This window comes from Oceanihabitans sp. IOP_32 (genome assembly GCF_009498295.1).
Classification (GTDB): Bacteria; Bacteroidota; Bacteroidia; order Flavobacteriales; family Flavobacteriaceae; genus Wocania; species Wocania indica.
Genome location: NZ_CP040813.1, coordinates 469,229 through 482,758 on the forward strand (window position 1 = coordinate 469,229; position 13,530 = coordinate 482,758).

General features: G+C 37.8%; 3 protein-coding genes. All 3 read right to left on the reverse strand.

Annotated features, from left to right (window positions below):
• Positions 1-959: 959 nt before the first annotated feature.
• The 3 genes from FEZ18_RS01945 to FEZ18_RS01955 are packed head-to-tail and all read right to left on the reverse strand — an operon-like array spanning position 960 to position 12,152.
• Positions 960-2,945 carry an OmpA family protein gene (locus FEZ18_RS01945; RefSeq protein WP_153266755.1) on the reverse strand — a complete coding sequence of 662 codons (1,986 nt, stop codon included), beginning with the start codon at positions 2,943-2,945 and terminating at the stop codon, positions 960-962.
• 10 nt (positions 2,946-2,955) lie between these two features.
• Positions 2,956-3,882, reverse strand: a complete 927-nt coding sequence (locus FEZ18_RS01950) for a type IX secretion system membrane protein PorP/SprF (RefSeq protein WP_153266756.1) — start codon at positions 3,880-3,882, stop codon at positions 2,956-2,958.
• 23 nt (positions 3,883-3,905) lie between these two features.
• On the reverse strand, positions 3,906-12,152 hold the full coding sequence (locus tag FEZ18_RS01955) for a PA14 domain-containing protein (protein ID WP_153266757.1): 8,247 nt from the start codon (positions 12,150-12,152) through the stop codon (positions 3,906-3,908).
• Between the last annotated feature and the right edge of the window lie 1,378 nt (positions 12,153-13,530).

The following is a 13,530-nucleotide window of genomic DNA, read 5'->3' on the forward strand; positions in this document are numbered from 1 at the left end:
TAGGTTAGTAATAATTACACATTATTTTTGGCGTGTCAAGGTTGATTTTGAGGGATAAAAAACACTTAAACGTTAATTAAATATATTAACTTACAAAATACGTAATTTTTTGTAAGAAACATAGTAAAAATTCTACAACTAACACAAATACTCGTTAAACTGCAGACATAATCGGTATTAAATTTTAAATAACTGTAAAACAAATATTTATCTGTGATAAAATATAAAACAAATAAAGATGTTACTACATGATATATTTAATATTATTCTTACTTTTAAAATGTAGTACATATAGTATCTTTAAAGCCCTTTTTGTAAGTAAAAGCAAATTAAAAGGTATTGAAATCTCTATGCTTATTTTTTATTCTTAAGGATAGCATATTCTTTAAAATTTCAAATAAAACTAATCTGTTAAAATTTGAAATTAACATTACCTCTTATACCAAATTAGCCATGTCATGCCGCATATAATTTGTTTACTCACATCTTTCCATTTTATAAATAGGTGTTCATGATGTGCTTCGCAGTTCTTTTTTGCCCATATTTAGATATAACATAAAACAACAACGCTGGTGTGCTTTGATTTAATAAATCATCTGAACAAAAAATAGCTCAAATTAACCAGACGACATTTTAAAATTAAATTCGTCTCATATTCTGTTGAGCTTTAACATTAATAAAATTGAATACTTTTTATTTTTTAGAAAGGTTATAAACCTGTATTCTTGAAAACTAAAATTAAGGACTTAACCGAAGAGAAAAAGTCCTTAATTTTATACATCAAGCTTTTACTAATATTAATTATGGTCTAACCAGAAGAGTTTTTACAATTTATATTTAGCCCTAGGTGTGTTAAAAAAACCAATAAGAAAAACCGTTGAAAAATTCAATTACAAACTCCAATCTTCCTGAACAATTGTATTGATCTCGGTTTACAAACCATTTTCCTTATTAAAATATTACTCCATACATTTTTCGCCTTTAAAGCTTGAGATAACAAATTCGCTACGTCTGTTTTCTTGGTGTTTGGCTCGACTGCAACTAGATGGAGTACCCTCACAAGCACATTCATTTAATAGCTGAGATTCGCCATAACCTTTGGCAGTTAAACGCTCGGGCGATATTCCTTTATCAATTAAATATTGTCGTGTAGCTTGAGCTCTATTTTCGGACAGATAAAGATTGTAGGCTTCGGGACCTCTACAATCGGTGTGGCTTCGAATATCTAAAGTCGCACTAGGGTATTTAGTCAAGATAGCTATTATTTTCTGAAGCTCTATCTCGGCATCGCTTCTTATGTTAAATTTGTCAAAGTCAAAATAAATAATGCGATTGTCTAATAACTTCGCTAAATCGGCACAAGGCTCCATTAAAAACTGCTCATTCTTTTCTAGCAACATTTCAAGCTTCAGTTCTTGTTTAAGAGATGGTGTAGTAAAACGCTTCTCACTTGGAGTGTACATGGTTTGTTCTGCTCTAATTAAATATTCTTTCTCACATTCCAACTTAAAGCTAAAGGTTCCATCAGCCAATGCTTTTTTGCGATTTACTTCCTCCCCTTTTGCATTAAGCATTATAATAGTAGCCTGAGGAATAATAGCGTTTGTGGCTATGTCCTTAACCACACCAACGACAACTTGTTCGCAATCGGTTACTATATACTTATAAATATCATCATCGCCTTTGCCACCTTCTCTGTTAGAACTAAAAAAGCCAGATTTACCATCTAGATTTTGATAGTATGAAAAATCGTCGGCTTTACTATTTAGAGGTTCGCCTATATTTTTAATTATAAACGTATTGTCATCACCTTGAGAGATTTTATTATCAACATCCTTAGAGGCAAAAATGTCTAAGCCCCCTAAACCTGGAAAACCATCGCTAGAAAAAAACAGATCGCCATTAGCATTTACAAAAGGAAAGGTTTCTCTGCCTTCTGAATTAATGGAAGATCCTAAATTTATAGGGTCGCCCAATGTACCATCATCTTTTATATTGACATAAAAAATATCGGATTGACCATAAGTACCTGGCATATCCGAAGAAAAATAAAGCCTTGTGTCATTAAAATTCAACGCTGGGTGCGCGACGCTGTAATTTTTATCATTAAAATGCACGGGCTCAATATTATCCCACTCACCAGCATCGTTTAATGTTGCTCTATAAAGTTGTAGGCGGTTTACGCCTTCGTCACCATCTTTAACAGTGTATCTTTTATAATAGGTGTTTCTTGTAAAGTACATCACGCTTCCATCTTTGGTAAATGTAGCAGAAGATTCATGATACTTAGAGTTGATTTTAGGGCTAAAAGGTTTAACGGAAGTCGGATTTGAAATTTCACCAACCTTATACAGATCAAGATAAGGCTGTTCGTTCCATTGGTATATTTTACCGTCGCCTCGAGATGAGGCGAAAACGAAATTTTCGTTTACAAAAGCCGCGCCAAAATCTGAATACTTACTATTTATTTCTAAATTTTCGACCTCAATAAAATCATTCCTATTAAAGTTTATGGCGCTCTTATAATCCACTTTAGACAAAAAAGATTTACCTCGAGAATCTTCAGGTTTAACGGCTGTAAATTTTTTCATCCATACATCGGAAGCTTCATAATCACCCGTTCCTTTTAATGCAAGGGCATATCTAAAATAATATTCTGGATCTACAACAAAATTTTCCGTTTCGGCTTCTATAAACAGTTCGCCATACCACTTAGCAGCCTGATCCATTTTGTTCGTAAAATAAAATGAATTAGCAAGCTTTTGTAAGACGTCTTGATTTCTATAACCGTTCTCGACTACTTCGAGTAAAACTTCGCTAGTTTTTATGTAGGAATAATTGGTGTAGTCATCTTTAACCGATCTTGCCTTTAGCTTTTGTGCTTGTATTGGATTAAAGCTATGTAGTAGCACTATTACGCATATGTATGTAATTATTTTTTTCATGAATATAAATTTAGAAGAAACGTGGGGATAATATTCTACCTAAGCGTTGTGTTTCAAAACGCAATATAATCTCGTGAGTGCCACTATTATAATTGCTTAGTCCAGAAGTTGTGTAATCATAACCATAACCAATATAAATACCTGGGGTAATTTGAAATCCAGCCATACCAGCTATGGAGTCATCCCAACGCCAAGCGACACCAAGTGTTAGCAAATCATGAATTAAAAAATTGGCCGAAACATCAGCAATTAATGGTGCCCCTTGGGTGCCTTTTACTAAAAAAGCAGGTTTAAAAAGTAGGTTGTCACTAAGATCGAAAACATAACCACCGGTGAGAAAATAATGCAAGCGCTCGGTGGCCAAAGATTCTTGAAAATCGTCGTAATGCTCGGTGGTAAACAAGTTAGGAACAGATAACCCAACATACCACTTGCGGTTACTTAAATACAATCCCGATCCAAAAATAATACTGTTCAAACTGATATCTTGATTAAATACCGCATCTTGATTTTGGTACACACCTTTTGTCCAATCGGTTGAAATATTATGCCAACCCGCCTTTACACCAAAGGATAGCTTGGTGTTGTTGTCATCAATAGGAATGGTGTACGAAAAATTAGCATCCAAAAAATTCTCGCGTGCCGGCCCCAAGCCATCACTAACAAAATTTAATCCCAAACCTATTCGCCTATTGCGTAATGGTGAGTGTACACTAAACGACTGTGTCTCTGGAGCACCGTCGATACCCACCCATTGTGTTCGATTTAAGCCTAAAATACTCAAAGTCTCACGTTGCCCTGCATAAGCAGGATTAATACTCATGGTATTATACATGTAATGGGTGTACTGCGGATCTTGTTGACTAAAACCATCTTGTGGAGCTAAACCCAGTATGAGCACCACAACAATAGTTGTTAATGAAAGTCTTTTTATCATCTTTTATGTTTTATAAGAATTTTTTATCTGTTTATATATAACCATCCTACTTTAGGTTTATTACCATCTCCTAAGTCTAATACATAATAATAGGTACCTACAGGAAGTTTCTCTGAGGCTCTTATAACCGAGCGCCCGTTTGATGTGCCATCCCAATCATTATTATAACCCGTTTTACGGTAAACCAAATTACCCCAACGATTATAAACCTCTAGTGTGTTATTAGGGTAATTTTCAATACAGTTAATTATAAAGGTATCGTTATTACCATCGCCGTTTGGTGAGAATAAATTAAATGTAACTAGACATCCTAATTCGGTCTCTACACCACTTGAAGCTCGAACAACTTCTCCATTGTTTGTTCCTACTGCCGAAATATTAACTGTATTAGATACACCGCCTGCCGTGATGGCTTGTTGGTTAATGGTAAAGCGCGCAGTATAAATAGCAATCTCTCCAGGCAATAAAGTGCCCTCTTCACTATTTAAAGATGAGCTCACAAATGTTGGCAAATTACTTAAGCTTAAGGCATTGTCTTGCGCATCGGTAAATATGTCATTCAATTCAAGACCAGATAATATCACATTCCCAATATTTTCAACTTCGATAGTATAATTAATTAGGTCTCCTATATTAGTTTCAGAAAAATCTGCCGTTTTAGTCACTTCTATGGCCGCTTGACATACAACATTAGTCGTTACTGGCAAGGTAATATTTGATGCATTAAAACTACAAGCATCAAGAGGATTGGTTTCTGTACCATCAGTATTCGCAATACCGTCTCCATCTGGATCAACTTCATCGGCATTGGTTACACCATCTCCATCACAATCGGCATTAGACCATATCGGATTGTTTAAATCTCCTAAAACAACTCCCGGATCGCATGGATCTAGAGGATCGCTTATTCCATCTGGAATTGCAGTGGTTCTTGGATCGTCAATTCCTGTGGTTTCTTCACAATCGCTAAGACCATCGCCATCGGTATCTACTGGAGATGGACAAGCTGCTACATCAACCGTTACGGTAGCTGTATCGCAGTTAGTCGGATTATTATTCTCGCAAAGCATATAAGTAACACTATATATCCCGCCAGGAGTTCCAGGTGTCACTGTAACTGTACCATCTGAATTCACGGTTAATTCTGGCGTCGCAGTCGATGTTATCGTCACATCCGATGGCACTACTGGTAAACCGTTTAAGGTATCATTATCTAAGACATTGATGCCTGCATCTCCACCATCGAAGCCGTTGATTGGGCCTGCACTGTCATCTACAGCAATTATTACTGGGGCTTCTACCGTGATGGTTACGCTTGCTGTACTACAATTCGTTGGGTTGTTGTTCTCACAAATCGTGTAATCAATGGTATAAGTGCCTGCTGGTGTCCCTGCCGTTACCGTAACTGTACCGTCTGTATTTACCGCTAATTCAGTAGTTGCTGTCGATGTGATTGTCACGTCCGCTGGATTTACTGCTACACCGTTTAAAGTATCGTTACCTAATACATTAATACCGGCATCTCCGCCCGTTGCCCCGTTGATTGGCCCTGAACTGTCAGGATTAGCAACTATTGCTGGAGCCTCTACCGTGATTGTAACTGTAGCCACATCACAGTTGGTTGGGTTATTGTTCTCGCAAATTGTGTAATCAATAGTATATACGCCTGCTGGTGTCCCTGGGGTTACCGTAACCGTACCATCTAGATTTACACTTAATTCTGGTGTTGCAGTTGATGTGATCGTGACATCCGCTGGATTTACTGCTACACCGTTTAAAGTATCGTTAATTAACACATTGATTCCTGCATCTCCACCATCGAAGCCGTTGATTGGGCCTGCAGTGTCAGCATTAGCAACTATTGCTGGAGCTTCTACCGTGATGGTTACGCTTGCTGTACTACAATTCGTTGGGTTGTTGTTCTCGCAAATCGTGTAATCAATGGTATAAGTGCCTGCTGGTGTCCCTGGGGTTACCGTAACCGTACCATCTAGATTTACACTTAATTCTGGTGTTGCAGTTGATGTGATCGTGACATCCGCTGGATTTACTGGCACACCGTTTAAAGTATCGTTACCTAATACATTAATACCGGCATCTCCGCCCGTTGCCCCGTTGATTGGTGCTGAACTGTCAGCATTAGCAACTATTACTGGAGCTTCTACCGTGATTGTAACTGTAGCCACATCACAGTTGGTTGGGTTATTGTTCTCGCAAATTGTGTAATCAATAGTATAAGTGCCTGCTGGTGTCCCTGCCGTTACCGTAACCGTACCGTCTGTATTCACGGTTAATTCTGGCGTGGCTGTTGATGTGATTGTCACATCCGCTGGATTTACTGGCACACCGTTTAAAGTATCGTTACCTAATACATTAATACCGGCATCTCCGCCCGTTGCCCCGTTGATTGGCCCTGAACTGTCAGGATTAGCAACTATTGCTGGAGCCTCTACCGTGATTGTAACTGTAGCCACATCACAGTTGGTTGGGTTATTGTTCTCGCAAATTGTGTAATCAATAGTATATACGCCTGCTGGTGTCCCTGGGGTTACCGTAACCGTACCATCTAGATTTACACTTAATTCTGGTGTTGCAGTTGATGTGATCGTGACATCCGCTGGATTTACTGCTACACCGTTTAAAGTATCGTTAATTAACACATTGATTCCTGCATCTCCACCATCGAAGCCGTTGATTGGGCCTGCAGTGTCAGCATTAGCAACTATTGCTGGAGCTTCTACCGTGATTGTAACTGCAGCCACATCACAGTTGGTTGGGTTATTGTTCTCACAAATCGTGTAATCAATGGTATAAGTGCCTGCTGGTGTCCCTGCCGTTACCGTAACTGTACCGTCTGTATTTACCGTCAATTCAGTAGTAGCTGTCGATGTGATTGTTACATCCGCTGGATTTACTGGCACACCGTTTAAGGTATCATTATCTAAAACATTGATGCCTGCATCTCCACCATCGAAGCCGTTGATTGGGCCTGCAGTGTCAGCATTAGCAACTATTGCTGGAGCTTCTACCGTGATGGTTACGCTTGCTGTACTACAATTCGTTGGGTTGTTGTTCTCACAAATCGTGTAATCAATGGTATAAGTGCCTGCTGGTGTCCCTGCCGTTACCGTAACTGTACCGTCTGTATTTACCGCTAATTCAGTAGTTGCTGTCGATGTGATTGTTACATCCGCTGGATTTACTGGCACACCGTTTAAAGTATCGTTACCTAATACATTAATACCGGCATCTCCGCCCGTTGCCCCGTTGATTGGGCCTGAACTGTCAGCATTAGCAACTATTGCTGGAGCTTCTACCGTGATGGTTACGCTTGCTGTACTACAATTCGTTGGGTTGTTGTTCTCGCAAATCGTGTAATCAATGGTATAAGTGCCTGCTGGTGTCCCTGGGGTTACCGTAACCGTACCATCTAGATTTACACTTAATTCTGGTGTTGCAGTTGATGTGATCGTGACATCCGCTGGATTTACTGGCACACCGTTTAAAGTATCGTTACCTAATACATTAATACCGGCATCTCCGCCCGTTGCCCCGTTGATTGGCCCTGAACTGTCAGCATTAGCAACTATTGCTGGAGCTTCTACCGTGATGGTTACGCTTGCTGTACTACAATTCGTTGGGTTATTGTTCTCACAAATCGTGTAATCAATGGTATAAGTGCCTGCTGGTGTCCCTGCCGTTACCGTAACTGTACCGTCTGTATTTACCGCTAATTCAGTAGTTGCTGTCGATGTGATTGTCACGTCCGCTGGATTTACTGGCACACCGTTTAAAGTATCGTTACCTAATACATTAATACCGGCATCTCCGCCCGTTGCCCCGTTGATTGGGCCTGAACTGTCAGCATTAGCAACTATTGCTGGAGCTTCTACCGTGATGGTTACGCTTGCTGTACTACAATTCGTTGGGTTGTTGTTCTCACAAATCGTGTAATCAATGGTATAAGTGCCTGCTGGTGTCCCTGCCGTTACCGTAACTGTACCGTCTGTATTTACCGCTAATTCAGTAGTTGCTGTCGATGTGATTGTCACGTCCGCTGGATTTACTGCTACACCGTTTAAAGTATCGTTACCTAATACATTAATACCGGCATCTCCGCCCGTTGCCCCGTTGATTGGCCCTGAACTGTCAGCATTAGCAACTATTACTGGAACAACAACGGTTACATCAATAGTAGCTGTCGCATCTGTACTACATGGTGGTGTTGCTGATACCGTATAAGTAACGGTTGCCGTACCGTCATTAATAGCTGTAATAAAACCAGTAGTGGAATCAACCGTTAAAACACTTGGATCGGAAGATGTATAAGTTCCTCCAATATCTCCATTTGTTGTTTCAGTTATAATGTCTCCCTCTGTTAAGGTTAAGGTAGGAGTGCTAAATACGCCCGCATTGGGTGCTGGGGTTACCGTTACTTCTACCGTTGATGTAGCCGTCTCTGTAGCACAAGCTCCAGATCCTGTTACGGTATATCTATAGGTATCGGCTGCTGTGATCGGAAAGCTTACCGCTGTACCGCTCGAATCTGTCCATGCACCACCAGAATCCGCGCCTGTTAAATTTGAAAATAAATCGGTTTCACTAATACTTTCTGTGGAACAGATGGCTATGGCGCCATTACTAACTCCCGCATTAGGTAATGCTGTAACCGTGATGCTGATTGTTTCTTCCTGCGAACACCCATTATTGGTGGAATACACCTCAACTCTATAATCGTTACCATCAAAACCAATTGGAATATTACTAATATTTAAAGTTGCTGTACTCGTACCTGAATAGGGCGCCACATCGGTTAAAGGTGTTGTACTCGCTCCTAAATACCAAGTGTATGCATAATCGCCTGTTGGAATAGCAATAGTTGTATCATCAGTAGTTGTTCCAGTTGTACCAAAATCAGTTACTCGAAGTCCAGTAGACGTGACTGTAATAGTAGCGTTAGCTCCTTCACAAAATTCAGCAGGGTTTGGCGCTATACTTAAATTACTAATAACATCACTAATAATTTCTGTACCATTAACACCATCATAACCTCCAACACCTCCAGTAACTAAACCGTTACTATCGAAACCTGTACCGTCTAACCTACCATCGTTATTGGCATCAATTCCACCAGATTCTACAACATCAAAACAACCATCGTTATCTGAGTCTAAATCCAATCGATCTGGAGTACCATCTCGGTCTGTATCTCTTTCTATAAAAGTAGTATGTGTAGATAGGGTACTAAATGGTACGTTGGTTTTGTTTATTGTGCTACTACTATAGCTTACAGTTAAGGTTTGATTCCCACTACGCTCATAAAACAAAATGGTAATTGGATAAACACCAGAAGTAAGATAAATATCACCAAATCTTTCTCGAGCACTGTGGTTACCATCGTTATCAACAACTTCTATACCATCGATAAAAAGTTTCGAACCATCATCCGACCGTGTATAAAATCTATAAGTATCAGCAGAAGTAATATTTATAAACCCTGTATAACGAACAGAAAAATTATTAGTGCTACCTGTTAATGCTCTACTTAAAACAGTTACATCAAAATCACCTACTGCGCCTGTGGCAAAAGCACCTGAGTTTGGGATATTATCTACAGTATTGCCTGCTGGTGGCGAATTATAAAACTCGTAGTTTAAACTCCCTGTGGCACCAAGCACAACAGATTCTACCTCATAAACATCTAAAATACCGTCGTTATCATCATCTAAATCGCATATATTATTAACGCCATCTCCATCTGGATCGTTTGCTGTGGGTGTTCCAACTATAGCGCCTTCACTACAAGGATCTTCAACCGTTAGGGTTGCCGATTCTACAAAAAGAACACAAACATTCTCCTCATGAGTTACCACAACATAATACGTCCTGCCATCTAAAGCTAAATTTACAGAAGTAATACTATAATATGGGCTATTAGCTCCAGTTATAATGGTACCTTGCACAGTCGTACCTGGTATGGTTATGGCTCCTCCTGCATCGGCGTAATACCACTGATAATTAAGTTTAGCACTAGCGTTTCCAAGATTTAAGTAATCAGGTGTCCTGTTCGTAATGGAACCTGTAAAAACAGTGGTTAAATCGGCTCGAGCAGAAACATTAAATAACGCTGCGGATCCCACATTAATTGTTTGGTCAACAAGTCCTGAGGTAATTGTAGCTCTTACTGCTCTTGTTTCATTACCTGTAAGTCCGTTATAACCGCCTGCGCCTCCCGTAACCAAACCATCGGCATCAACTCCAGTACCGTCTAACACACCATCGTTATTAGCATCAACTCCTCCAGATTCTACAACATCGTAACAACCATCGTTATCAGAATCTAAATCCAAGCGGTCTGGAATACCGTCACCGTCGGTACCTTTATTTTCATCCATTGTAAACGCTACAGGAGCCAATATAGAGAAAGGTACTTCAGTTTCACTTATACTACTGCTACTATAACTTACACTTAAGTTTTCTGCTCCACCACGCTCGTAATACAAAACACTAATAGGATATACTCCAGAATTTAGTGTAATATCCCCAAATCTGGTTCGAGCACCGTGATTACCATCGTTGTCGACAACTTCTACTCCATTGATGAAAAGCTTCGACCCATCGTCCGACCGTGTATAAAATCTGTACGTGTCGGCGGTGGTAATATTTATATACCCCGTATAGCGTATTGAAAAATTATTAATGTTTCCTGATAAAGCGGTACATAAAGCTGTTACATCAAAATCGTTTATTGTTCCTGAAGCAAAAGCCCCTGAATTAGGTATATTATCCACAGTGTTACCAGATGGTGCCGTATTATAGAACTCGTAACTAAGACTTCCAAATGCGCCAGGAACTCTTACCTTATTTTCTTCTGTATCTAAAATACCGTCGTTATCGTCGTCTAAATCATCTCTATTAAAAACACCATCACAATCTGTATCGCTTCGCGCGATTGAAAACGAATTATTACTCGTATTTATATCTACTTCGGCAATATTTACAATATTAGCGTTTAGTGTAACGGGCTGAATGGGGGCAGAAGCAGTTGCCTCTAAGGTTAGCGTAACGTTTTCTCCCGGCTCTAATAAGCTTATAGACCAAGTACTTGTTGTCGAGTTAAATGTTGCCACACCAGAGGACCCTACAGAAAAAGAAGCATTATCGCTTGAGTAAGTATAACCTATAGGTAACGGGAGATCCACTTCGAAACCATTAGAGATATTAGAACCTGAGTTAGTTACCGTAGCCTCGAAATTTACAACACCAGAGCATAAGGTAGTATTAGGCACTATAGATGCCGTAACACTGAGGTCTACAGGATTTACAGCAATGCTATTTTTGTTAAATGCCGTAAAGGCAATATCTGTATTTCCAGAGGTTCTGTGCACAAAATTTTCAATTAACAAAGCGTTGCCAGAAGTTATACCAAAATCTAATAAGCTAAAAGTTAAAACCCTCAAATCTCGATAAGTATTTGCACCAAAAAGGTTGTTTACACTCCCTGTTGCTGTGTCAATATTGTAAATCGTCCAATCCACGCCACCTACTACTGGTACTGAAGAAAAACCTACCGTTACAGCATTCCCAACAGTGTTACCCAAAGCATCTGTAAATTTAAATGTATCACTCCCGCTTGGTGCACCCGTTTGCGTCGCAATTATAGCTGGCGCATTGCTAATACTTGTGGGTAAATTTATAATTACGCTATTATAGGTAAAATCTTGTGCATTAATATTAAAAAAATTGGTACTTAACTCCAGACCATTTATTCCATCTTGAATAAAATAGGCTGGGTTAATAGGACTAAAAGTTCTTATATAATCAGTTGGCGCATTAGTTTGATTGGTACCGCCCCAATTGTAAGCAATACCAACCAACTCTTGAGCAGAGTAATTAACAACATCTGGCATTGGAAAAGCTTGAAACTCGGCAGGCGTAAAAGACACTCCATTTGAAGTTAAAATATTATCGTTTACACCCGTAGAGTAAGTGTTAGCGCCAACAGTAAAACCAATAAGATTATTAGAATCATTGGCTGTTACTCTCAACAATTCAGAAGATTGATAAAAACCTCCCTGATCACCATAAATGGTCGTTACATCTTGCTGAGCTACCGCACCAAAAGATGTGAACAAGCTTAAAACAAGTATGCCAGCCATTACTCCAAATTGAGTTTTGTGGAATAATGAACTGTCGTAATTTTTTATACCATTTATCCATGCGGTAATTAGATTACAGATTCTTAATTGAGGTATCGTATTTTTTTTCATAAAGTATGTAGGATAAGTTTTATAATTCTTAAAAACGCCTAAGTTTTTTAAGTGCTACTGTTAATGTTTGAGATGGAGTAAAGTCGTACAGTTTTTGTACCATAAAACATTTTAAGCTAGAACTATTTTAAGCTAGAACTAACCATTTAAACACTAAATCCAAAAAAGAATATTTTATATTCAATCTCTTGTTTAGTTGATTATGCTAGTGGAAACTATGATACTCTGTTTAATCATGAATATTTGCAAATAAGTGTTTTTAAGTAAAGACTTGGTCTTAGGTTCGAATAAATACGTTATTTCAAATTCACTCATTAAATTAGACTCATATTTTTAATTAAAAAACCAATATTTTAATCAGAATACAGCGAAAAATATTTTCAAAACTTTTTTAGATAAACTAACAAGTTCAATTCCATAAAAAACTTTAGTCTGCTGATATTTTGAACAAGCATCAGGTCTTATTAAAAATGATTTTTCCTAAAAAAAAAGAATGTAGTTTTAACTCATATAACCTTTATTAATTAATTATTTACTTTATAAACTTAATATTTTGACTTAAATCCTTTAGTTCGAAAAATATGAGTTAATTAATGCTATTCGAGATTAAATTGAACACTTTAAATGAAGCTATTTTCTATTGAAAACATTTTCCCTAAAGCACTCATTTTTAAACAAAACAATAATTAACATAAAATCTTGTTAAAAAATCCTATTTCACAAATATAATTCATTTTGAGAGAAAAAGAAACAATAACTGTAAATAATTATTAATAAAAGTATGTTAAATCTGAATAATCGTTAATTACTAACTGCATTTTCTTTAAATAAAAAACAGTATAACCGCTTGAAACATACTTGAACAGCCCTAAACAATAGGTGTGTAACTGTTGTGTTTAGATTATTTACTGAAAAAGAAAAAAATTGCAATCTAAATACAGATAAGCCAAAAAAAATCCTGAGAACAGCTCGAGTTTTGGCACAAAAACTTCAGATTTTGTAAACTTTACTCTGTTATAAAGTAAACCTTACTTCATAGAAATCCACCAGAATATAAAAACTTTAGGTAGGAGAATAAACAGATGATATGTCGACCATAGCATAAAAAAGCTTCAGCAATACAGAAGCATCAAAAAAGTCTAATTTCAAAAAACAGACCCCTAAGTACATATTACGAGCATTTAAGATAGCGAAGATTGATACTTATAGCTTTAACTAAACGACATTTCAAAATTAAATTGGCAGAAAAACTCTACAAAAAAGAAATTAAAAACAAAAACATTTAGCTTTTACTTTATCACCTATTCTTATTGTACAATCTGCTTAAATCGTTTATATTTTATTCGTATTTATTCAAAAATTAAACGACTACACAAAA